This is a genomic window from Gordonia asplenii, from assembly GCF_012933505.1.
Classification (GTDB): Bacteria; Actinomycetota; Actinomycetes; order Mycobacteriales; family Mycobacteriaceae; genus Gordonia; species Gordonia asplenii.
The window spans coordinates 100,414-124,094 of record NZ_JABBNB010000007.1 but is presented as its reverse complement, the minus strand read 5'-3'; the positions used below and the strand labels follow the sequence as shown (position 1 = coordinate 124,094).

General features: G+C 65.8%; 20 protein-coding genes. 13 read left to right on the top strand and 7 right to left on the bottom strand.

What is annotated here, in order from left to right; all coding sequences use genetic code 11:
- The first annotated feature begins 39 nt into the window (after window positions 1-39).
- From HH308_RS08720 to HH308_RS08705, 4 genes are all read left to right on the top strand, one after another.
- Window positions 40-1,746, top strand: a complete 1,707-nt coding sequence (locus HH308_RS08720) for a circularly permuted type 2 ATP-grasp protein (protein WP_170193800.1) — start codon at window positions 40-42, stop codon at window positions 1,744-1,746.
- Complete coding sequence (locus HH308_RS08715) at window positions 1,733-2,695, top strand: alpha-E domain-containing protein (RefSeq protein WP_170193799.1); 963 nt, start codon at window positions 1,733-1,735, stop codon at window positions 2,693-2,695. The genes HH308_RS08720 and HH308_RS08715 overlap by 14 nt, the downstream gene beginning before the upstream one ends.
- Window positions 2,692-3,540 (top strand): transglutaminase family protein, encoded by an 849-nt coding sequence (locus HH308_RS08710; RefSeq protein WP_170193798.1) that lies wholly within the window; start codon window positions 2,692-2,694, stop codon window positions 3,538-3,540. Before HH308_RS08715 ends, HH308_RS08710 begins: the two co-directional genes overlap by 4 nt.
- 129 nt (window positions 3,541-3,669) lie before the next feature.
- Entirely contained in the window at window positions 3,670-4,464 is a 795-nt protein-coding gene (locus HH308_RS08705; RefSeq protein WP_170193797.1) for a polysaccharide deacetylase family protein, read from the top strand.
- Window positions 4,465-5,449: 985 nt separating this feature from the next.
- Here the strand turns inward: HH308_RS08705 and HH308_RS08700 are convergent.
- The 3 genes from HH308_RS08700 to HH308_RS08690 are packed head-to-tail and all read right to left on the bottom strand — an operon-like array spanning window position 5,450 to window position 6,944.
- Window positions 5,450-5,878 (bottom strand): type II toxin-antitoxin system PemK/MazF family toxin, encoded by a 429-nt coding sequence (locus HH308_RS08700; RefSeq protein WP_170193796.1) that lies wholly within the window; start codon window positions 5,876-5,878, stop codon window positions 5,450-5,452.
- Window positions 5,859-6,239 (bottom strand): DUF4189 domain-containing protein, encoded by a 381-nt coding sequence (locus tag HH308_RS08695; RefSeq protein WP_170193795.1) that lies wholly within the window; start codon window positions 6,237-6,239, stop codon window positions 5,859-5,861. Before HH308_RS08695 ends, HH308_RS08700 begins: the two co-directional genes overlap by 20 nt.
- 39 nt (window positions 6,240-6,278) lie before the next feature.
- Window positions 6,279-6,944, bottom strand: a complete 666-nt coding sequence (locus HH308_RS08690) for an alpha/beta hydrolase family protein (RefSeq protein WP_170193794.1) — start codon at window positions 6,942-6,944, stop codon at window positions 6,279-6,281.
- A 117-nt stretch (window positions 6,945-7,061) separates the two neighbouring features.
- On the opposite strand from HH308_RS08690, the gene lepA reads away from it, so the two are divergent.
- The 8 genes from lepA to HH308_RS08650 all read left to right on the top strand — a co-directional run bounded on the left by lepA (window position 7,062) and on the right by HH308_RS08650 (window position 18,580).
- Entirely contained in the window at window positions 7,062-8,939 is a 1,878-nt protein-coding gene (gene lepA / locus HH308_RS08685) for a translation elongation factor 4 (protein WP_170193907.1), read from the top strand.
- Between the two features lie 3 nt (window positions 8,940-8,942).
- Entirely contained in the window at window positions 8,943-10,982 is a 2,040-nt protein-coding gene (locus HH308_RS08680) for a M3 family metallopeptidase (RefSeq protein WP_170193793.1), read from the top strand.
- A 61-nt stretch (window positions 10,983-11,043) separates the two neighbouring features.
- Window positions 11,044-11,244 (top strand): hypothetical protein, encoded by a 201-nt coding sequence (locus tag HH308_RS08675; RefSeq protein WP_170193792.1) that lies wholly within the window; start codon window positions 11,044-11,046, stop codon window positions 11,242-11,244.
- 256 nt (window positions 11,245-11,500) lie between these two features.
- Window positions 11,501-12,595: a sulfate ABC transporter substrate-binding protein gene (locus tag HH308_RS08670; protein ID WP_312870500.1), complete on the top strand. Its 1,095-nt coding sequence runs from the start codon at window positions 11,501-11,503 to the stop codon at window positions 12,593-12,595.
- Entirely contained in the window at window positions 12,592-13,452 is an 861-nt protein-coding gene (cysT, locus tag HH308_RS08665; RefSeq protein WP_170193790.1) for a sulfate ABC transporter permease subunit CysT, read from the top strand. Before HH308_RS08670 ends, cysT begins: the two co-directional genes overlap by 4 nt.
- Window position 13,453: 1 nt before the next feature.
- A complete protein-coding gene (cysW, locus tag HH308_RS08660; RefSeq protein ID WP_170193789.1) occupies window positions 13,454-14,383 on the top strand; it encodes a sulfate ABC transporter permease subunit CysW in 930 nt (309 codons plus the stop codon).
- On the top strand, window positions 14,384-15,376 hold the full coding sequence (locus HH308_RS08655; protein WP_170193788.1) for a sulfate/molybdate ABC transporter ATP-binding protein: 993 nt from the start codon (window positions 14,384-14,386) through the stop codon (window positions 15,374-15,376).
- Between the two features lie 213 nt (window positions 15,377-15,589).
- Window positions 15,590-18,580: an acyltransferase family protein gene (locus HH308_RS08650; RefSeq protein ID WP_312870483.1), complete on the top strand. Its 2,991-nt coding sequence runs from the start codon at window positions 15,590-15,592 to the stop codon at window positions 18,578-18,580.
- 3 nt (window positions 18,581-18,583) lie between these two features.
- Here HH308_RS08650 and HH308_RS08645 read toward each other — a convergent pair whose 3' ends face one another.
- Both HH308_RS08645 and HH308_RS08640 read right to left on the bottom strand, forming a co-directional pair.
- A complete protein-coding gene (locus tag HH308_RS08645; protein ID WP_312870482.1) occupies window positions 18,584-19,423 on the bottom strand; it encodes an SGNH/GDSL hydrolase family protein in 840 nt (279 codons plus the stop codon).
- Window positions 19,424-19,529: 106 nt separating this feature from the next.
- Window positions 19,530-20,228: an alpha/beta hydrolase gene (locus HH308_RS08640; RefSeq protein ID WP_170193786.1), complete on the bottom strand. Its 699-nt coding sequence runs from the start codon at window positions 20,226-20,228 to the stop codon at window positions 19,530-19,532.
- Window positions 20,229-20,320: 92 nt separating this feature from the next.
- Between HH308_RS08640 and HH308_RS08635 the strand changes: the two genes are divergently transcribed.
- Window positions 20,321-21,268: an AraC family transcriptional regulator gene (locus tag HH308_RS08635; RefSeq protein WP_170193785.1), complete on the top strand. Its 948-nt coding sequence runs from the start codon at window positions 20,321-20,323 to the stop codon at window positions 21,266-21,268.
- A gap of 347 nt (window positions 21,269-21,615) precedes the next feature.
- On the opposite strand, the gene HH308_RS08630 is transcribed toward HH308_RS08635, so the two are convergent.
- Window positions 21,616-22,371, bottom strand: a complete 756-nt coding sequence (locus HH308_RS08630) for a sirohydrochlorin chelatase (protein WP_170193784.1) — start codon at window positions 22,369-22,371, stop codon at window positions 21,616-21,618.
- A 1-nt stretch (window position 22,372) separates the two neighbouring features.
- Window positions 22,373-23,680 (bottom strand): sulfate adenylyltransferase subunit 1, encoded by a 1,308-nt coding sequence (locus tag HH308_RS08625; RefSeq protein ID WP_170193783.1) that lies wholly within the window; start codon window positions 23,678-23,680, stop codon window positions 22,373-22,375.
- Between the last annotated feature and the right edge of the window lies 1 nt (window position 23,681).

Here is a 23,681-nt window from a genome sequence, read left to right as displayed (position 1 = left end):
TGCAATGCGGCGGGGTGGACTTTGTAGCACGATAAGCCGATGAACGCCGCGACCGCACCAGCAGCAACCAAGGTCAAACCCCCAGCGAAGCGGGCGAAAACGACTAGGGAGAAATCGACGCCGGACGGCCTCGACACGACCGACATCTTCGCGGCATACGCGCAGGGCGAGCCGCGCGCATCGGCCGCCTATGACGAGATGTTCGACGCCTCGGGCGGAGTCCGGGCACCGTACCGGGGTGTGCTGCGGGCGATGTCGGAGACCGACAGCAGCGACATCCAGAACCGCGTCGATGCCCTCGGACGCGCCTTCATCGACCAAGGCATCACCTTCTCGCTCTCCGGCAAGGAACGGCCGTTCCCGCTCGACGTCGTGCCGCGCGTGCTCTCCGCCGCAGAATGGTCGAAGCTGGAAACCGGTATCGCACAACGGGTTGCCGCGCTGGAGATGTTCCTCGACGACGTCTACGGCGACCAGCAGATCTTGCGCGACGGCGTCGTGCCCAAGCGACTCGTGGTCTCCTGCGAGCACTTTCACCGGCAAGCCGCCAACATCCGCCCGCCCAACGGCGTCCGCATCCACGTCGCGGGAATCGACCTGATCCGTGACGAGAAGGGCGAATTCCGCGTCCTCGAAGACAACGTCCGCTCACCGTCCGGCGTGTCCTACGTGATGACCAACCGGCGCACGATGGCCCGGGTGTTCCCGGATCTGTTCTCCTCCTACCGGGTCCGGCCGGTCGCCGACTACCCGAGCCACCTGCTTCGCGCGCTGCGCAAGGCCGCCGTCGTCAACGAATCCGACCCCACCGTCGTCGTGCTCACGCCCGGCGTCGCCAACTCCGCCTACTTCGAGCATTCGCTGCTCGCACGGCAGATGGGCGTCGAACTCGTCGAAGGCCGTGACCTGTTCTGCCGCGACAACGTCGTCTACATGCGCACCACCGACGGCGAGCAGCGCGTCGACGTGATCTACCGCCGCATCGACGACGAGTTCCTCGACCCGATGCAGTTCCGTCCCGACTCGATGCTGGGTGTCGCAGGTCTGGTCAACGCGGCTCGAGCGGGCAACGTCGTGATCTCCAGCGCCGTCGGCAATGGCGTCGCGGACGACAAATTGATCTACACCTACGTCCCGGAGATCATTGAGTACTACCTTGGCGAGAAGCCGTCGCTGGCCAACGTCGACACCCTGCGCTGCTGGCTCGACGCCGAGTGTGAAGAAGTGCTCGACCGCATCGAGGAACTCGTCGTCAAGCCGGTCGACGGATCCGGCGGCTACGGAATCGTCTTCGGGCCAGAGGCCACCGCAGACGAACTGGCGACGCTCACCCGCAAGATCCGCAACAACCCCCGCGGCTGGATCGCGCAGCCGGTGGTGCAGTTGTCGACGACGCCCACCAAGATCGGCGACGCCCTGGTGCCGCGGCACATCGACCTGCGGCCATTCGCCGTCAACGACGGCGACTCGGTCTGGGTGCTGCCCGGCGGCCTGACGCGCGTCGCACTGCCGGAGGGATCGCTCGTCGTCAACTCCAGCCAGGGCGGCGGATCGAAGGACACCTGGGTTCTGGCGTCGCGAACCGCGCCGCGGGAAGCCGAAAACGACGACGACAAGGTGGTCGCCGAGTCGGCCGTCAAACAGCCGCAGCCCGCGGCGTCGGGTCCGGATTTCTCGGCGTCGCAGCAACAGCAGCAACAACAGCAGAACGCACGTGTGGGAGGTGATCGCGGTGTTGGCGCGTAATGCCGAATCGCTGTACTGGATCGGACGATACGTCGAGCGGGCCGACGACATCGCCCGCATCCTCGACGTCGCCGTTCATCAGCTCCTGGAAGAGCCGACGGCCGACCCGAACCGCGCCGCCCGTCTGGTCCTGGCGGTCCTCGGGTTCGACCCGGACGCATCGGCCGACTGGGACGTCTGGTCGCTCGCGGAATACCTCGCCTACGACCGCGACGTCACCGGGTCGATCGCCGACCTTATCTCCTCGGCACGTGAAAATGCCCGCGGTGCAAGGGAAGTCACGTCCAGCGAGATGTGGGAGTGCCTCAACAGCACCTACAACGGACTGTCCGACGCCGAGCGCCGGGCCCGCCGTTTGGGGCCGCACGAGTACCTCGCCTACGTCAAGAACCGCGCCGCGATGTTCGCCGGGCTGGCCGACGCGACGCTCTCGCACGACGACGGCTACCGCTACCTGCTGGTGGGGCGCTCCGTCGAACGCGTCGACATGACGGTTCGCATGCTGCTCTCGCGTGCGGGTGACCGCAACAGTTCGCCGTCGTGGGTCAGTGTCTTGGTCTCGGCGGGTGCGCACGACACCTACCTGCGTACCTATCGGGGCTTGCTCGACGCCGAGAACGTCGTCGAATTCATGGTCCTGGATCGTTTGTTCCCGCGGTCGATCTTTCACGCGCTGCGCGTCGCCGAAGTCAATCTCGCGGAATTGGAGAAGCGACCGAGCCGCGTCGGTGAACAGTCGAGCGCGTTGATGATGCTGGGTCGGGCACGCAGTTCACTGGAATTCCTCGAACCGGGCCGGCTGCTCGTCGATCTGGAATCGCGGCTGCTCGACATCCAAGCCACCTGCCGCGCCGTCAGCGAATCCATCGCGGCCGATAATTTCCACATCTCACAGTACGTCGCGTGGGCCGACGCCAACGCGCGGCCGACTGTTCAGGAGGTTCGATGACCGCGCGCCTGCGGATCGTGCACGCCACCGGCTTCGCCTACAACGGCCCGGTCACCTCGTCGTTCAACGAGGCTCGGCTCACTCCGCGAAATGACAACCGGCAGAACGTGATCGTCGACCGCGTCGAGACCGCCCCGGCGTCGAGGCAGTATCGCTACACCGACTATTTCGGCACCGTGGTCACCGCCTTCGACCTGCATGCGCCGCATGAAGAACTCGAAGTGTCGGGGACGTCGGTGGTCGAAACGGAGAACGAGGAACTGCCCGAGGTCGCGGCCGGCACCGACTGGGACGATCTGCGCAGCGACTTCGTTCTGGATCGCTACGACGAAATGCTCACGCCCACGACATATGTCCCGAAGAACCGTGCGCTGGCGGCGACGGCGAAACGGATCACCAAGGGGCTCAGCCCGGCTGACGCGGTGACCGCCGTCGCCAAGTGGGTGCACGCCGAGATGGACTACGTTCCAGGGACCACCGGCGTGCACACCACCGCCGTCGAGGCGTGGAAGGAACGCAAGGGCGTCTGCCAGGACTATGCGCATCTGACGCTGCTGATGCTGAGGAGTCTCGGCATTCCGGCGCGCTACGTCTCGGGATACCTGCACCCGAAGGCGGTGGCGGAGATCGGCGAGGCGGTCGAAGGCGAGAGTCACGCGTGGGTGGAGGCCTGGACCGGCGCATGGTGGGGCATCGACCCGACCAACAACAAGTCGATCACCGAACTGCACATCGGCGTGGGCGTCGGGCGCGACTACTCCGACGTGCCGCCGCTCAAAGGCATCTATACCGGCGGCGGGGCGTCGGATCTCGACGTCGTCGTGGAGATAACTCGGTTGGCGTGAATTGGGGCGCAATTGCTTAGGTTAGTTATCTGACCTGCGAAGATAATCGACGTGTGATGTTCGCCATGTCTTCAGCGAATCTGAAGGTCGCAGACAGTAAGTTGCCAAGATGTGGACCGTCGAACATTTATGACGATGCTCGCGGCGGGGTCGGTCGCTGCGATCAGTGGATGCGCAACTGAACCGACGACGTCGCCGCAACTGGTCGGGGTGTCGTCGTCGGTGGCGGCGTCGAAGCAACTCGCACCGACGACTGCCGTACCGACGCCCGTCGCACTGACATCGACGCCCGGACCTCCCGTCAAACGCCCCGCCGGTACTTTGACGCGGCTCGACGGCGTACCCGGTCACCCGATCGCCCTGACGATCGACGACGGCACGAGCAGCGAAGTCGTCGGAGCGTATGTGAAGTTTGCGAAAGACACCGGAGCGCGATTCACCTTCTTCGTCACCGCATGCAACGACAGCTGGCGTGATCACGCCGCCGAATTGAAGCCCCTCGTCGAATCCGGTCAGATTCAACTCGGAAATCATACGTGGGATCACCCGGATTTGACGGGCTTGTCAGAGATTGCGGTCGCTGAACAACTGTCGAAGACGAAGACATTTTTGCGCAACACCTACGGCGTCGACGGCACACCGTACTATCGCCCGCCGTACGGGTTTCACAACGAGGTCGTCGACAAAGTCGCAGCCGATCATGGATATTCGACGCCGGCCCTTTGGTACGGGTCATTGTCGGATTCCGGTGTGATCACCGAGAAATACCTCGTTCATTGTGCGCGACAGTATTTTCATTCGAACTCCATCATCATCGGGCACGCGAATCATCCCGCGGTGACGCACGTTTACGGACAATTGGCGGAGATCATTCGGGAGCGTAAGTTGTCGATGGTGACGTTGAACGATGTTTATGTGAAATAGAGGCAGGTGGAGTTCGGAACGCGCGTCTCGACAGGTGTTGTTCGGGTGCGTTTCGGCTTGCGTCGCATGTGAGGACGACGCCATGTTTGTGTAGTTCGGAGATTGGCTGGGCACAGGATCTTGAGTCATCGTCGTCCGCCGGGGGAGGAGCGTCGAGGGTCGGTGCGCCGAATTCGCGGGCTCGTCCGGCACTCGGGGAGCGGGGGTGGGTTGGACTCGCCGGCTCGTTCGGTACTCGGCCCGGATCCGCCGATGGCACCCCCTCTTGCTGGTTGAGCCGGTCCGAGCGCCGTGCTGAGCGAGGCGCTAGCCGAGTCGAAGTAGCGCTAGCCGAGGTCCGTATCGAAACAACTTGTGGCACAATAGATTACACGCGAACGCTTGTCTCGCGTTCCGATCGTGGTGATGATCTTCAGCCGCACACGCAGTAGGTGCATCCGGTGGTGGAAGGTGCTGGGCGCGTTGGGTTCTTGGGTTGCGGTCCCCTCGTTACACCGAACTCGCGAGCTCGTTCGGCACTCGGGGAGCGGGAGTTACGCCGGCTCGTTCGGTACTCGGCCCGGATTCGCGGACGGTGGACCCATTTCGCTGGTTGAGCCGGTCCGAGCGCCGTGCTGAGCGAGGCGCTAGCCGAGTCGAAGTAGCGCTAGCCGAGGTCCGTATCGAAACAACTTGTGGCACAATAGATTACACGCGAACGCTTGTCTCGCGTTCCGATCGTGGTGATGATCTTCAGCCGCACACGCAGTAGGTGCATCCGGTGGTGGAAGGTGCTGGGCGCGTTGGGCTTTCGGGTTGCGGTCCCCTCGTTACACCGAACTCGCGAGCTCGTTCGGCACTCGGGGAGCGGGGATGGGCCGAACTCGCGAGCTCGTTCGGCACTCGGGGAGCGGGGGTTACACCGAACTCGCGAGCTCGTTCGGCACTCGGGGAGCGGGTTACACCGAACTCGCGAGCTGGTTCGGCACTCCAAAAGGCGGCCGCCCTACACCGACCACCCGTAACGTTCGCACAACTCCCGCGCTATCTGATCGAAGCGCCGGCGCTCCAGGATCGCGCCCTCACGTCGTATGCCATGCTCGGCGACGATCAGTACCCGGTCGAGTCGCACGTAGCTGTCCCGACCTTCCCGGTCCCATACGCCTGGGCCCAGGGCGAACCAGTCCGCGTCGCTGCGGTGATAGTCCTTGCTGGACAACATCAAACCGAGCAGGTCGTCGGTGCCGCGGCCGACGACCAGCACCGGGCGGTCCTTGCCCTGCGTCGGATCATCCTCGAATGGGACCCATGTCCACACGACTTCGCCCGGGTCGGCGGCGCCGTCTAGATCTGGCGCGTACGAGATGACCCGGGCGAAGTCGGCGGTCGGAGCCGTCTGGGGGTAGGAGTTACGGTTAGCGGGATGTGCAGGCATACGCCGCAACGTACTTGGGACCGCTGAGGCGGCTCAAGGCCGCTCGCTCAGCGCCTCCTCGTGTCGAGTAGCCACGGGCCCACGCCGAGTGGCGTCGATCCGAGGTGTAGGCGACGGCGCCGCACGAGTTGTAGAAGGTGAAGTATCCGCACTGCGAACCGCAGCGGGCCTTCACCGCGTAGCGAGCGGCAGGCTCGCTCGCGTAGTTGACGGCCCATGCGGTACGACCGTTCCAGTCGTAGGCGATGGCGCCCCAGTTGTATTGAGCGGCGGACGCGGGCGCGGCCGGGGTGAGAGTGGTTGCGCCCGCGGCGATTGCGAGGGCGAGGACGAAAGCGGCGAGAAGGCGACGTGTGATCATGAGAAAATACTAAGGCGACAAAGCTGTCATGCCGCCTCCCTATCCGTCGATCGAATTACCCTCGAACAGGAATGAGCACGCTGCGTCGACCGCGAGTCGCACGACGCCGGTTCGTGTCGGGTTGAGGCTGTGCGGTGCCTTGACGGTGACGATTTCGGTGGGTGCGTCGATCAATCCGATGGCCTCGGTCAATTCCTCCGGTGTCGCGAACGGGTCGCTGCTGCCGTGAATCACCAACGTGGGCACCGTGATCGACGGCAGATGCTCGGTGCGCATCCGCTCCGGCTTGCCCGGCGGATGCAGCGGATAGGAGCTGAGGAACAGCCCGGCGGCATGCGACGGGTCGTCGGCGATGAGCATCGACGCCTGTCGGCCGCCGTACGAGTGCCCGCCGACGACGAGCGGTCCGGCCGACAGTCCGCGGAACCGCTCGCAGGCGGCGGCGATCCCTTCCCGGTCGTCGGCGGCGGTCGACGGACTAGGCGGCCCCTTCGGGCGACGTCGGCGATACGGCAGGTCGATGCGGGCCACCGCGATGTCCCGCTCGACGAACGCGTCGGCGTAACCGCGCAATATCGCCGCGTCACGATTTCCGCCCGCGCCGTGAGCCAGCACGACGACGCCGATCGCCGGTCCCTCGGGACGCTGGACGCTGGCGGCCACATCGTCGTCGACGACGATATCCACTCCCGAGTCGGCACTCATGGTCGCCAACCCTACTCATCTCGAACCGACCACTGCCGCCCGCCGACGCCGACTCATGAGAAACTGGAAGCATCTGCCCGGACGACGCCGGGAGCGAGGCGAACGGGCCGCGCACAACTGTTAGGGAGCAAGAGCATTTCCAGTTTCGCCGACACGACGTTCACCGATCCCGACCGGATCCGGAACTTCTGCATCATCGCCCACATCGACCACGGCAAATCGACGCTCGCCGACCGGATGCTGCAGCTCACCGGGGTCGTCGAGGAGCGGGCCATGCGCGCGCAGTACCTCGACCGGATGGACATCGAGCGCGAGCGCGGCATCACCATCAAGGCGCAGAACGTCCGCCTGCCGTGGCAGGTCACCGACGCCGACGGCGTCACCACCGACTACGTGATGCACTTGATCGACACACCCGGCCACGTCGACTTCACCTACGAAGTCAGCCGCGCCCTCGAAGCGTGTGAGGGTGCGGTCCTGCTGGTCGACGCCGCGCAGGGCATCGAAGCCCAGACGCTCGCCAACCTGTACCTGGCGATGGAGAACGATCTCACGATCATCCCGGTGCTGAACAAAATCGATCTGCCCGCAGCCGATCCGGATCGGTACGCCGCGGAGATCGCCCACATCGTCGGGTGCGAACCCGACGATGTGCTGCGTGTCTCCGGAAAGACCGGCGTCGGCGTCGGCGAACTGCTCGACGCCGTGGTCGCTCAGATTCCCGCGCCCGTCGGCGATTCCGATGCGCCCGCCCGCGCGATGATCTTCGACTCCGTCTACGACACCTACCGCGGCGTCGTCACCTATGTCCGCGTGGTCGACGGAAAGATCGTGCCGCGCGAGAAGATCCAGATGATGTCCACCGGCGCGACCCACGAGTTGCTGGAGGTCGGCATCGTGTCGCCCGAGCCGAAACCCACCAGAGGACTCGGCGTCGGCGAGGTGGGCTACCTCATCACCGGTGTGAAAGACGTGCGGCAGTCCAAGGTCGGTGACACCGTGACCACCGCGCGCAACGGCGCTTCCGAGGCGCTCACCGGTTACCGGGAGCCGCGGCCGATGGTGTTCTCGGGGTTGTACCCGCTCGACGGCTCCGACTATCCGGTGCTACGCGAGGCGCTGGAAAAGCTGCAGCTCAACGACGCCGCGCTCACCTTCGAGCCGGAGACGTCGGTGGCACTCGGCTTCGGTTTCCGCTGCGGCTTCCTCGGCCTGCTGCACATGGAGATCACCCGTGAGCGGCTCGAACGCGAGTTCGGCCTCAACCTCATCTCGACCGCCCCCAACGTGGTGTACCGGGTCGTCATGGAAGACGGTACCGAGCACGTCGTCACCAATCCGTCGGACTGGCCGGACGGCAAGTCGAAGGAGATCTGGGAACCGATCACCAAGACGACGGTCATCGCGCCGAGCGAATTCGTCGGCACCATCATGGAGTTGTGCCAGCAGCGTCGGGGCGAGCTCGGCGGCATGGACTATCTGTCCGAAACCCGTGTCGAACTGCGTTACACGCTGCCGATGGCCGAGATCATCTTCGACTTCTTCGACGCCCTGAAGTCGCGGACGCGCGGCTACGCGAGTCTCGACTACGAAGAGGCAGGCGAGGCGGAGGCCGACCTGGTCAAAGTCGACATCCTGCTGCAGGGCGAGGCCGTCGATGCGTTCAGCGCCATCGTGCACCGCGACGCGGCCTACGGCTACGGCAACAAGATGACCACCAAGCTGCGCGAACTGATTCCCCGCCAGCAGTTCGAGGTGCCGATTCAGGCGGCCATCGGCTCCAAGATCATTGCGCGCGAGAACATCCGCGCGATCCGCAAGGACGTGCTCGCCAAATGCTACGGCGGCGACATCAGCCGTAAGCGCAAACTGCTGGAGAAGCAGAAAGAAGGCAAGAAGCGCATGAAGACCATCGGACGCGTCGAGGTGCCACAGGAGGCATTCGTCGCCGCGCTGAGCTCCGACGCCGTCGGCGACAAGCCGAAGGGAAAATAGCTTATGCCGCAGGATAATTCGGTACTCGCACACCACGACCTCGCGTACGGGCTACCGGATTTCGCGTCGATCGCCGACGACGACTTCCTGCCGGCGTTCGACGCCGCGATGGCCTCGCACCGCCAGGAGGTGGACGCCGTCGCCGACGATCCGCAGCCGCCCACCTTCGCCAATACCATTGAGGCACTGGAACGTTCGGGTGGCGCGCTGACCCGGTGCATGGGTATCTTCTTCAACCTCGTCGGCCCCGACACCAACCCGAGGCGCAATGAGATCGCTCAGGTGCTGTCGACGAAGCTCACCGACCACGGCAACGCGATCTCGTTGAACGCCAAGCTTTTCGACCGGGTCGAACAGTTGCATCGGGACTCGGCGCGGCTGCGGCTCGACGAAGATCAGCAGCGTCTGCTCGACAAGCGTTACCGGGAGGCCATCCGCGCGGGCGCCGGCCTGGACGACGCCGGACAGCAGGAGATGCGCGAAATATCCTCGCGCCTGGCCTATCTCACCACCCAGGTGGGGCAGTTCATCCTCGACGACGCCAACGCGTCGGCGGTGCTGTTCGACGACGCCGGTGATCTGGAGGGATTGTCCGCCGGTGAGATCGCCGCAGCGGCACGCGCGGCCGCCGACGCCGGTCATCCCGACGGCACGTACCTGATCGCGCTGGAACTGCCGACTAGCCAGTCGTCGGTCGCGTCGCTGGTGAATCCCGCTGCGCGGCAACGAATCTTCTCCGCGTCGATGAACCGGGGTGCGCGCGGCAACGACTACGACACGTCGGCGTCGATCCGGGAGATCGTCGCGCTGCGCGCGCGCCGAGCCGAGCTGCTCGGCTACGCCGATCACGCCGAGTACGTGATCGCCGAGGAGACCGCCCCGGACGCCGACGCGGTGTCGGCGTTGCTGGAGCGGCTGTCGAGCGCGGCGGTCGAGGCGGGCCGTCGGGAACTCGCCCGGCTGGCCGATCTCGCCGGCGCCGAGCTTGCTCCGTCCGACGTCACGTACTGGCTGGCCCAGGCTCGACAGGCGGATTCGGCTGTGCCCCTTGATGATTTCGCCGACTACTGCGAACTCGACACCGTACTCTCCGACGGCGTCTTCTACGCCGCCGGACAGCTCTACGGATTGCGTTTCGAGCCGCGTCCCGACCTGCGGGCCTACCACCCGGATGTCCGCGTGTGGGAAGTCTTCGACGACACCGATACCGGAATCGGCCTATACCTCGGCGACTTCTACGCGCGGCCTTCCAAGCGGGGTGGCGCGTGGATGAACAGCATTGTCGACCAGTCGACGCTGTTGGGGCAGTTGCCGGTCATCGTCAACGTCCTCAACGTGCCCAAACCGGCCGAGGGCCAGCCCGCGCTGCTGTCGACCGACCAGCTGATCACCCTGTTCCACGAGTTCGGCCACACACTGCACGGGCTGCTCTCGGCGGTGCGCTATCCGTCGCAGTCGGGAACGTCGGTACCGCGCGACTTCGTCGAATTCCCGTCGCAGGTCAACGAGATGTGGGCGCTGCACCCCGATGTCTTGAGTCACTACGCCCGACATCATCGGACCGGTGCGCCGATCCCCGCCGAACTCGCCGACGCCGCCCGCGCCGCCGGCAAGACCGAAAGCGCCCACTCGACCATCGAGTACCTGGCCGCCGCGGTCCTCGACCTCGCCTGGCATCGACTCACCGCGGCCCAGGCGTCGGAGATCGGCGACCTCGCGGCGTTCGAGTCCGACGCACTCGAGCGCGCCGGACTCGGCGACCCGCTCATCCCGCCGCGCTACCGCAGCGCCTATTTCAACCACATCTTCGCGGGTGGGTATTCGGCCGGTTACTACAGTTACATCTGGTCGGAGGTGCTCGACGCCGAGACCGAACAGTGGTTTCTCAACTCGGGCGGGCTGACCCGCGCGAACGGGCGAGAATTCGTCGAGTCGACGCTGAGCCGGGGCGACAGCGTCGAGCCGATCAGCAGCCATCAACGGTTGCTCGGGCGGGCGGCGGACGTCGAACCGTTGCTGCGTAGGCGAGGGCTCGCGTCATGACCGTCGAAAGCCGTTCTTTTAATCACCTTGAACGAAAGTTCTCGACGGAAGGCGGGCCGGCATGAGCGGTTTTGTGACGTGGTGGGACGGCGTCGAGGAATGGCTGACGGCGTTGTCGTTCGTGCCGCAGTTGCTGGTCACCCTCGCGGTGGTGGTTCCGGTGGCGGTGGTGGCCGCAATCGTGCTGAATTGGCTGGTCACCATGGGTTCACGGGTATTCGATCGGCGCAGTTTCGCCGACGACGACGGATCGGGGTTGTGACGATGATCAAGTCACGGGTAACGATAGCGCTGATCGCGTTGGTCATCCTTGTACTCCTCGCCTGGCTTCTGACGAGATAGCACAACACCCGCTGGGGACCAACCCCTTAGAACCAGGCCGGTCGCGGCCGGTGTCGGGTCGCCTGTTTGGTTGTTAGCGTTTTTTCGCTAGGACGTGCACCGTGTGCGGCGGTGCGCTCGAAACAACCACAACAGATGGAGGTCCGAACGTGAAGCACACCACAGGTGTTTCCGCGGTGGTCAGGGCAGTAGTACTGCTCTGCGCCGCGGTCCTGGGCGTGGGGGTGATCAGTGCTTGCGGCGGCGGCTCCACCGACACTCCGGGCGGCGCCGACATCTCCAGCGGCTCACGCCACCTCAACCTCGTCGCGTACGCGACTCCCAAGCCGGGCTTCGACGTGATCATCCCCGCGTTCCGCAAGACCGACGCCGGCCGCGACATCGGCTTCTCGCAGTCCTACGGGGCGTCGGGCGACCAGTCGCGCAAAGTCGCACGTCGCGTGCCCGCCGACGTCGTGAACTTCTCCGTCGAGCCCGACGTCACGCGGTTGGTGAAAGAGGGGGTCGTCGACGAGGACTGGAAGAAGCAGGCACCCAACAACAGCATCCCGTTCGGTTCGGTGGTCGCGCTGGTGGTCCGCAAGGGCAACCCGAAGAACATCCACACCTGGGACGACCTGCTCAAGCCGGGCGTCGAAGTGGTGACCCCCAACCCGGGCAGTTCCGGTTCGGCCAAGTGGAACCTGCTCGCGCCGTACGCGCAGAAGAGCAAGGGCGGCGTCGACAACAAGGCTGGCCTGGCCTACCTCGCTGATCTGGTTCGCGATCACGTTCGCGTGCAACCGAAGTCGGGTCGTGAAGCCACCACCACCTTCGAGCAGGGCCAGGGCGACGTACTGATCAGCTACGAGAACGAAGCGATCATGCTCAAACGCAACAATGCGACCGCACCGGACAATGCCAAGGTCGACTACATCATTCCGCCGCAGACCTTCAAGATCGAGAATCCCGTCGCGGTGGTAAACACCAGCGACGACGTCGCGGGCGCCAAGGCATTCGTCAGCTTCCTGTTCACCGATGAAGCACAACGACTCTGGGCCCAGCAGGGCTTCCGTCCGGTGGTTCCGTCGATCGTCGCCGAAACCAAAGCGCTGTTCCCCGGCAACCCAGAGAAGATCTGGACCATCAAGGAACTGGGCAAGGTTCTCGGTGCGGGCACCGCGGCCCAGAACGACGGCAAAGACCTGACCGGCTGGAAGGCAGTGGACGCCAAGCTGTTCGGCCAGAAGGGCGCGATCACCAAGATCTACGCCAACGGAGGAAAACAATGACCACGCAGGCACTACCCGATACGGCGGCGCCCGCACCCCGATCCGACGACGGCGGATTCCGGTCCCGCACCTTCCGCGGGGTCAGTCCGCTCGGCATCGGTGTCGCCGGCCTGTGGCTCACCGTCATCGTGCTCTTGCCGCTGGCCGCAATCGCCGTACAGGCGTTCGGCTCCGGCTGGGGTGGCTTCTGGGACGCGATCACCGCCTCCGACGCCGTCGACGCCCTGCTGATCACCGTCGAGGTGTCAGTCGTCGTCGCGCTCATCAACGTGCTGTTCGGCACCCTCATCGCGTGGGTCCTGGTGCGTGACGACTTCCGTGGCAAGGGGGTCGTCAACGCCATCATCGACCTTCCGTTCGCATTGCCGACCATCGTCGCCAGCCTGGTGCTGCTGTCGCTGTACGGCCCGAACAGCCCGATCGACATCAAGCTCAACGCGACCCAGCCGGCGCTGGTCATCGCGCTGACCTTCGTCACGCTGCCCTTCGTCGTGCGTCAGGTGCAGCCGGTGCTCATCGAGCTCGACACCGACGTCGAAGAAGCCGCCGCCGTGCTGGGGGCGTCGAACTGGACCATCTGGTGGAAGATCGTCGTGCCCGCGCTGCTGCCGTCGATTCTCACCGGCGCCGGTCTGGCGTTCACCCGCGCGATCGGCGAGTTCGGATCAGTCGTCCTGATCGGCGGCAACATCCCCGGCAAGACACAGGTCGCCTCGCAGTACATCCAGCAGCAACTGGAGATCGACGAGCCGGTCGACGCCGCCGCGATCTCGGTGGTCCTGCTGCTGATCGCCTTCGTCGCACTGTTGTTGCTGCGTCTGGTCAGCCGCCGCCAATCACGCCGAGAGGAGCAGTGACATGAAAACGTCACCGCTGTCGAAGTACCTGCTGCGCGCGATCGCGCTGATCTACCTGTTCATCCTGCTGCTGGTCCCGGTGGGGCTGATCCTCTGGCGTTCGTTCGAGCACGGCATCGTGCAGTTCTGGGACTGGATCACCACTCCGGCCGCCATCTCAGCGCTGCAACTCTCGCTGCTCATCGTCGTGATCGTCGTGCCGCTCAATGTCGTCTTCGGTGTCGCGACCGCGTTGGCGCTGGCCCGTGGCAAGTTCCCCGGCAAGGGCATCCTGCAGGCCGTCGTCGACTTGCCGTTCGCGGTGTCGCCGGTCGTCGTCGGCGTCTCGCTGATCGCCCTGTGGGGCTACGGCGGTTGGTTCGGCGGGGTGGAGAACCTCGGCTTCCGCATCATTTTCGGATTCCCGGGTCTGGTCCTCGCGACGCTGTTCGTCACGCTGCCCTTCGTCGTGCGCGAGGTCGAGCCGGTGCTGCGCGAGATCGGCACCGAACAAGAGCAGGCCGCGGCCACCCTGGGTGCCAATGGCCGCCAGACGTTCTGGCTGATCACCCTGCCCGCCATCAAGTGGGGCCTGACCTACGGCGTGGTGCTGACCGTCGCGCGTGCGCTCGGTGAATACGGTGCGGTGACCATGGTGTCGTCGAACTACCCCGGCATCTCCCAGACGCTGACTCTGTTGGTGTCGTCGCGCTACACCGACGATTACAACGAGTACGGCGCCTACTCGGCGGCGACGCTGCTGATGTTCGTCGCCGTGCTGGTCCTGGTCGCGATGACCTTCATCGAACGTCGCAGCAAACTGCGCTACGCCGAGGCCAGCTACTCCTACGTCGACGGGGAGGAAGCCGAGCTCAACGCCGGCCCCGCCCCCGAATCCCTGCCGGTGCGCGTGCCCGGGTCCACTGCTTCGCTTGTGAAAGAAGGCGTGTAAATGTCCATCTCGGTTACCGGCGCGAACAAGCACTACGGTGACTTCGCCGCGCTCGACAATGTGTCCATCGATATCCCCGAAGGGTCGTTGACGTCGTTGCTCGGCCCGTCCGGCTCCGGCAAGTCGACGCTGCTGCGTTCGATCGCCGGCCTGGACTCGCTGGACTCCGGCAGCATCGAGATCAACGGAAAAGACGTCACTCATGCCTCGCCGCAGCAGCGTGACATCGGCTTCGTGTTCCAGCACTATGCCGCGTTCAAACACCTGTCGGTACGCGACAACGTCGCATTCGGGCTGAAGATCCGCAAGAAGCCGAAGGCCGAAGTCGAGGCGAAGGTCGACGAACTGTTGGAGATCGTCGGGCTCGTCGGATTCCAGCGTCGTTTCCCGGCTCAGCTGTCGGGTGGACAGCGTCAGCGTATGGCCCTCGCGCGGGCCCTCGCGGTGGATCCCAAGGTGCTGCTGCTCGACGAGCCGTTCGGCGCGCTCGACGCGAAGGTCCGGGAAGACCTTCGAAAGTGGTTGCGGCGCTTGCACGATGAGGTCCACGTGACCACGGTGCTGGTTACCCACGACCAGCAGGAGGCGCTCGACGTGTCCGATCGCATCGCCGTCCTCAACAAGGGGCGCATCGAGCAGATCGGTACACCGGACGACCTCTACGATCGCCCTGCCAACGTCTTCGTCGCGTCCTTCCTCGGCTCGACCGTGCGGGTCAACGGCGAATTGGTCCGCCCGCACGACATCCGGCTCGGACGCACTCCCGAACTGGCGTGGCCGTCGCTCGACGCCGAGCTGGACACCGGCGTCATCAAGGCCACCGTGCAGCGCGTCGTGCACCTCGGCTTCGAGACCCGCGTCGATCTCGTGGCCACCGCGACCGGCGAGGAATTTCTCGCGCAGGTCACCCGCGGCGATGCCAACGCACTGGGGCTACGTACCGGCGAGGAGGTCTACGCCCGCGCGACGAAGGTACCGGAGATCAGCGCTTAGGCGAGTATCCAGCGGCGTTTCCGCTCGCTCCCGTGGGGGCGACGGGAGACGCCGCTGCTGCATTTGGTCCGTCCACTGATCGGGTGAAACATCTCACTCGAATTCGCGCTACGGCGTCGGCCCACTAAAATCGTAGGGAAATCCGAAACCTCGTGGCCCGTCACGACTGTGTCGTCACGGTCTGGCTGCCGCGCGCGACATGACAGGAGCCCTGTGCCGATCACCACCCGTTCGTCGTCGTCGGCTCCGCATAGCGGGGAGCAGGTCGAGCAGGAGGAGCGCCCGGGCCACGTCGAGCACCCGGAGATCGACGACTCACTGACTCCGATCAACGAGTCGTCCCAGCGTGACGCGGCATTCCCGCATCTTCGCGGCCGTCGCCGGCACTTCGAACCCAAGCCGGCCGTGCGGGACGCCGACGACGAGTCCGCCGAGGACGTCGGCGATGACGAGACTGTCGACGACGTCGCCGCCGAGAACGCGGCGCCTGTCGCCCAGTCGGACGTCGACCTCGATGACGAGTCCGAGTCGGCCGCGGGAGACGAGTCCGCCGCTGACGCGGAGTCGGACGACGAGTCGGCTAATAGCGGCGAATCGGACGCTGAGTCTGACGTTGAGATTGAGACTGATGGTGATGCTGAGGCCCACGGTGAACCAGAGGCAGATGTAGCGGCAGACACGGAGTCGGAGGCCGACTCGGCGACCGACGACGAGTCCGCGGCTGACGAGTCTGTGGCCCACGTCGAGGTCGATTCGAAGGCCGCGCTCGAGTCAGAGGAGCTCGAGTCAGACGAAGCGGAACCGGACGCTGAAGCAGTATCCGACGGTGGAGTCGTCGCGGACGCGGATCCGGAGTCGGACGATGAAGCGCCCGTGGCGGCAAACGCCGAACTGGACGCCGACGTTGACCTAGAGGCGGGCGCTGAACCTGCCGCCGACGTCGAGGCCGAATCGGACGCCGCCGCTGACGTCGCTGTCGCGCCAGACGTCGACGTCGAACCGGAAGCCGACGCCGACGCCACTGTCGAGCCAGACGCCGACACCACGTCGGACACCGCACCGGAGGCCGAGCCCGAGTCGGACGCCGACGTCGAAGCTTCTTCCGAGGTTGCCGCGGAGCCCACGGCCGACGATGAGACGGTGACCGAGCGGCTGCCCGTCGCCGTCATGGCTGCCGAGTCGGAGGCGGTCACCGAGCGCTTGGTTTTCGGCACGGCGGCAACCGAGCCGGTGACGAAGCCGATGGGTCTCGTCGGAACGGCGCTCAAGACCGATTCGCCACCGACGGCTGAGGCACCCTCCGAGACGAAGGTCGAGTCTCAACCCGAACCGGTACGCGGTCCGGGCGGTATTCGCCGTGTCTTGGCGCTCGACGGCCTGCGTGGCATCGCGGTCATCTCGGTGGTCGTCTACCACTGCTTCGGCAATGTCATGCGGGGCGGGTATCTCGGTGTCGACATCTTCTTCGTGCTGTCCGGGTTTCTCATCACATCGCTGCTGGTCCGCGAATTCGGTGCGACCGGCACGACGTCGCTGAGCGGATTCTGGCGGCGTCGTGCGCGCCGTATTCTGCCCGCGGCGATCACCGTCTTGCTGGTCGGTACCGCGGCTGCCGGGTTGATCGGCGGCGATGTCGCGGTGCAACTGGTGCCGCAATTCCTCAGCTCGCTGTTCTTCGTGAACAACTGGGAGCAGATCGCCGAGTCGCACAGTTACTTCGCCGACACCACCCCGCAGATCTTCATGCACTACTGGTCACTGGCGATCGAAGAGCAGTTCTACGTCGTGTGGCCATTGGTGTTCTTCGGCGTGATGTGGCTGCTGCGCAAGCAGAAGTTGCGTGTCCGACTCTGGGGCGCGGCAGCGCTGGCGGTCGGCCTGGGCGCCGCGTCGGCGACCGCGATGGCGCTCCTCTACGACTCGGCCACCGACCCGAGCCGGATCTACTTCGGCACCGACACCCACGCCTTCGGTCTGCTGGCGGGCGCCGCGCTGGCGTTGCTCGTCACTTCGGCGACGGCCGACGTCGAGCACTCCTGGCCCGGAGCACCGCGCGGACGACGCGTGGAGATCGCGTCGTGGACCATCGCGACCCTCGCCTTCGTGACCCTTGTCGTCGCACTTTTCGCGTTGCCCGACACCGCGGCGCTGACCTACCTCGGCGGGTTGGTCGGTGCGTCGCTGCTGACCGCGGTGGTGATTTTCAGCGCGCTGGGTGGGACCGGACCGATCGTCTGGGTGCTTCGCCTGGACGCCCTGCGGTGGTTCGGCGCGCGCTCGTTCAGCCTCTACCTGTGGCACTGGCCGATCATGGTGTTCGCGCGCAACCTACTCGGCGGCGACGGACCCGACGACCTGCGGTGGCCCGGCTGGCTGGTCGGCGCGATCGCGGTAATCGTCGCTCTGGCCTTGTCCGAGCTGTCCTACCGGTACATCGAGACGCCCTTCCGACGTCGTGGCCTGCGCGGTGTCATCGCGTGGCTGGCCGGGGCGTCGAAGGCGATCGTGCCGGGTGCGATCGTCGCGCTGCTGTTGGTGGTCACCATGCTCGCGGGCTCGGCGTTGGGCCGCAGCCCGGAGAAGTCGGAACTGGAGCAGAGTCTCGATCGACTCGCACAACTGCAGCAGCAGGCGAATGCGGCGGCCGCGGCGCTTCCGCCGCCCAAGCCCGCCGCGCCGACGCGGACTCTGCCCGAGGGATACGAGATCACCGGCATCGGCGACTCGGTGATGCTCGCGTCGTCGCAGGCCCTGCTGTTTCGCTTCCCGCGCATGTACATCGATGCCGAGGTGTCGCGGCACTACACCGGCGGTGAAACGGTGATCAACAACTTGGCCGCGCGGGGTACCTTGCGCAAGTACGTGGTACTGGGCTTCGGTACGAACGGTCAGGCCTTCGACGGTCAACTCGATCGGATCCTGAAGGAGATCGGGCCGGGCCACGAAATCGTGCTGTTGGTGCCCTACGGTCCCGTCGACGGGATCCCGCAGGCTGCCCGGCAGGTGCTGCGCTATGCGCCGCGACATCCGAACGTCTACCTCGCGCCGTGGTGTCAGGAGGCGGCGACCCATCAGCAGTACCTGCGCGGCGACGGTGTTCACCCGCAGGGCAAGGGAACCTATCTCTACGCCGACGCGGTCGCCGACGGACTGCGTCAGGCCGTGACCGGTAAGCGCGACACAAACATCACGTGCCCGATCTGATCCCTACCGGATCCACGCCGCCGTCGGTGTAGCGCCGACGGCGCCGGACGGATAGGACGCGGCCAGTGCGTCGGCGAACCGCTTGTTGCGTTCGGTCGTCCCGGCCGCGGTGTAGTGGATCCCGTCGCCGGCATACAGGTTGGGTTTCGCGGCGCCTGCCCAGTCGTAGACGGCGAGGTTGCTATACCGGCCGGCGGCCCGACGCAGCGCGTCGTTGAAGGTGTTCATCGCTGCTGCGTTGAATGCCGGCTTGGCTGGATTCGACGACATCACCGTCGGCCACAGCACCGGTTGACCGCTTAGCTGAGTCATGATCCGCGCGATGCGTTGGTCGGCGGTGACCGAACTGCCCGAGCTGATCGCCCCGGAATCGTTGACGCCCATCGCGATGACCCAGCAGCCCCGAGCGCCGGCGGCGAGCCGGGATGCGACGGCGTGCTCCGCATCTGGGGACGGACCCCCGACGACGGCGCGGCCGCTGACCGCATCGACGGTCACCGACGTCGCGCCGACCCGCTTGTACTGCGCCGAAGCCGTGTTCGCGGCGCCCGCGAGCATGCTCGCGTTGTCGGCCGCGACCGACGTCGAGTCACCGATCTGGATCACCGAGGTGCACCGCGTCTTACCCGTGGTGCCACCGCTGTCCGGAAACAACCGCTTCAGCAGATCTTGCAGACCGAAGTCCGACGATCCGGCGGAGACGGCCGGTGCCAGCGCACCTGCCATATCGCCCAGGATGTTCGCCGACGCCGGGGAAGCGGTCAGCGCGACGGTTGCCCCAACGCTGAACGCACCGGTGCAGACGCGTCGGAGCAGGCGAGAACGACGAAGAATTGATGCCACAATATTCACACTAAACACGAATTGCCCCACCAGTAACAAGGTGACGCCGATATCGGTTCGGTAACCTCATCATTTCGCGTGCGCGGGTTCCCCGGGGATCCGGCAGTCAGTTGCCTGCGACGGTTCCCGCTGCCTCGACGATGAGGTCGGTGACCTCGACGGGCTTCGACGCCAGTGAAGCGTGGCTTGCGTCGAGTTCGATGACCTTGCGGGCTTCGAGGCGACCGGCCATCCGGCGCTGATTGTCTGGGTTGATCATGCGGTCGTCGCGCGACACCTGATACCAGCTCGGCCTGGTCCGCCACGCGGGCTCGGTGACGTTGTCGCCGAAGGTGCTTCCGAGCGGAGCCTTCTGGGTGACGGCCATCACCCACGCTTCATCCTCGGTGAGGTCCTGGGCGAAACTCTCGTGGAACTTGTCCGGCTTGACCCACAGGTAGCCGTCGGAGTCGGGCGCGATGTTCTCGAACGCCGCGGGCGGGTTCGACTCGGTGATCTGGCCGGGGCTCTCGCCGGCGTCCGGGGCGAACGCTGCGATGTACACCAGTCCGACGACGTTGGGTGCGGTACCGGCCTCGGTGATCACCGCGCCGCCATAGGAGTGTCCGACGAGCAGGACCGGCCCGTCGATCTGGGCGATCATCTGCCGAGTGCGCGCGGCGTCGTCGGCGAGTGACGTCAGCGGGTTCTCGACGGCGTGTACGTCGGTGTAGCCCCGCCTCCTCAGCTCGACGATCACGTTGGCCCAGTGGGCTGCACCTCCCCAGAAGCCGTGGACCAATACGATGGCGGGAATTGTGGACATGGCAGGTTCCTTCGATAGTTGTCGCCGATTGCGGTCGATCGGCGTACGTTTGGCTGACATGTCGACCGTATTCGGCGATCCGGACAAGATCCATGACTGAGAATCCACGAGATATTGCTGATCCTCCAGACCTACTGGTCGATGATCGTTCCGACGTACTTTCCGACACCATTCGCGCGGTCGCACTGCGCGGTGTCGCGGCGTCGCGGTGGGCACCGCCCCTCCCGTTCCGCGTGACGATCTTCGCGGGCGGGCCGGTGGTTCATCTGGCCGAGGCTCCGATCGTGATAGCGGGTGCAGGCGTCCCCGATGTGGAGATGGCGGCGGGAGACCTGTGTTTGTTGGCGCGGGGTGTGCAGCATCAGGTCGTCTCACCGGGCGCCGCCGGCCGAGCCCGACCGCTCGGAGCGGGCGACCGGTATGGCGTGTCACCCGCCGCGGCGGCCTGGGTCACTGGGAGCTACCGTGCGACCGACGTCGGTGCCGGTCTACTCGACGAGTTGCCGCCGATCGTCGTCGTGCGAGCCGCCGCCGGGCACGAGTGGCAGCCGTTGGCCGCCCAGCTGCTCGTGGCCGAGATCGAACCGCATCGACCGGGAGCGTCGGTGATGATTGGCCGGATCCTCGACCTGCTGTTGATTCACGCGCTACGCGAGTGGTCGTCGTCGACCAAGACGGGAAGCGGACCGCTCGCCGCGGCCTTGGACGCGCAGCTCGCGCCCGCGCTGGAGGTGATTCACCGGGAGCCGGGGAAGCCATGGAGCGTCGACGATCTGGCGCGATTGACCCAGCAGTCACGATCATCGTTCGCGGCTCGGTTCCGGGCGAAAGTGGGGCTCTCGCCCGCGGCTTATCTCATCGAGCGCCGATTGATGGTCGCCGCGGAAAAACTGCGGAACACCTCGGCACCTTCCAGTCAGATCGCCCACGCCGTCGGGTACGACTCCGAAGCGGCGTTCAGTCGTGCCTTTCGGCGTCAGTACGGCCAGCCGCCCCGCGACTATCGCAACAGCGTTCTGCGTACCGACGACGAACGCTGATGTCCCATTCGGTGGTTGAGCGTCGGATTCACCGACGGCAGGCCCTATCCGCTGGTTGAGCCGTGAGGAGCGTTAGCGACGAGCGTGTCGAAACCACGGTGACACAACGGATTTCGGTGAGTCGCGGCTGGCGAGGACAGCCACCATCAGCCCAACCGGCGAATGCACCTGCTGGGTGCATTCGACTGAAGACGATCACACGATCGGCAGGCGAGCTGAGGGTCGCGCCAAGTCTGTTGTGCCACGGTGATTTCGACTCGCTGCGCTCGCTCAATCCACGGGTTTCGACACGCTCAACCAGCGGAGGGAGTGCCATCAGCGGATCCACGCTCAACCAGCGAGGTACCTCAGGAAGCCGTGACGGCCAGCGTGGTGTCGACCACTGGCCGAGCCGCAGCGAACCGCTCGACGACGGCGGCGGTCAACGCCGGGTGATCCCCGATGGCACCGGCCACTACGACGCCGGGTTCCAGCGCACGTAGTCTCTCGTTGACCCGCTCGGTCAGCAGTCCCGCCGACAGGAAGTACGGACTCAGGGCGATACGCCGAGCGCCTTGGGACCGCAGTCTGCTTGCCGCCCTACGTAATTCGGCGTCTGCTCGCCCCAACTTCGTCGCGAACACCACCTCGACGGGTACTCTAGTCAGTGCGCTGAGCTCCGCGCCCCGACGCCGCGCCTGCGCATCCGAGTCGGCGTCCGACGACCCCACGGCGCACATCACCACACCGTCGGAGCCGCGAAGGCCCGCCTCATCCAACCGTGCAGCCAGCGCTGGAACGAGCGAGGTGTCGCCGACGACGCGCGTCTGCACCGCGTGCAGGGCGGGATGTTGCCGTTTTGCCGCAGAGATGATCGCCGGCAGGTCGAATCTGCTGTGGTAACCGTCACCGAAGAGCAACGGCACCACGACCACGTCGCCGACGGTCTCAGCGAGCTGCGACAGCGCGTCCCCGACGAGCGGCTCAGTCAGATCGAGATAGCTCAATCCGACTGTGACGCCGGGCAATTCGGTCCGGACAGCCGAACGCACCCGCTCAGCGGTCGCGGCGAAGCGGGGATCGCGACTGCCGTGCGCGACGAGAAGCAGTGCGGGAGCGGTCATCTCAGGCGGGCTGCGCGACCGACAGGTGCAACGGCGCCAACGCGTCGCCGACCAGGCCGGCGGCCAGGGTGTTGCCACCCTGCGGGTCGATCAGCAGGAAGCTGCCCGACTCACGGCTCGTCGCGTAGTCGTCAGCCGCGATCGGCTCGGCGGTCTGCACGCTGATCCGCCCGATGTGGTTGAGCTCCAAGGACTCCGGCGCGTCGACCAGTGCCAGGTTCTGTTCGTCGAACAGGGCGTCGAGGCCGCCGATGATCGCCTGCGTGGTCTTGGTGCCGTGTTTGAGCAGCAGTCGGGCACCCGGTCGCAGCGGCTTGTCGGCGAGCCAGCACACCGTGGCGCTGAACTGCTGGATCGGCTCGGGTGCGTCGGTCGCCGCCGCGATCACGTCGCCGCGCGAGATGTCGACGTCGTCGTCGAGCAGCAGGGTCACGCTGCGTCCCGCGTGCGCCGTCGCAAGCGGCCCGTCGGCGGTGTCGATCTGCTTGATCCGCGAACGCGTGCCCGACGGCAGTATGGTCACCTCGTCGCCGACACTGACTGCGCCGGCGGCGATCTGGCCCGCATAGCCGCGGTAGTCGGGGAATTCGGCGGTGCGGGGCCGAATCACGTACTGCACCGGGAAACGCAGACCGAGCGGGCCATGGTTGTGCTCGGTGACATTCGGCACCGACTCCAGGTGCTCGATCAGCGACGGACCGTCGTAGTACGGCGTGTTCGCCGAACGGCTCGCGACGTTGTCGCCGTGCAGCGCCGACACCGGGATCGTGGTGACCTCGTCGTCGCTCCAGCCCAGCGAGCGCGTCAGTGCGCTGAACTCCTCGACGATCGCGGCGTACTTCGACGCCGGGTCGTCGACGAGGTCGATCTTGTTGACCGCCAACACGAGTTGCGGAACACCCAGGAGCGCCATCACCGCGGCATGCCGACGGGTCTGCGCGACGACGCCGTTACGGGCGTCGACGAGCAGGATCACCAGCTGTGCGGTCGACGCCCCGGACACCGTGTTGCGGGTGTATTGGACGTGGCCGGGGGTGTCGGCGAGCACGAAAGACCGTGCGGGCGTGGCGAAGTAGCGGTACGCGACGTCGATGGTGATGCCCTGCTCGCGCTCGGCGCGCAGACCGTCGACGAGCAGCGAGAGGTCGGGCCCATCAAGGCCGCGGTCCACCGAGGCCTTGGTGACGGCGTCGATCTGGTCTGCCAGAACAGATTTCGTGTCGTAGAGCAGACGCCCGACGAGAGTGGACTTGCCATCGTCGACGCTGCCCGCCGTTGCGATGCGGAGCAGATCGGGAGCGTGCTTCATG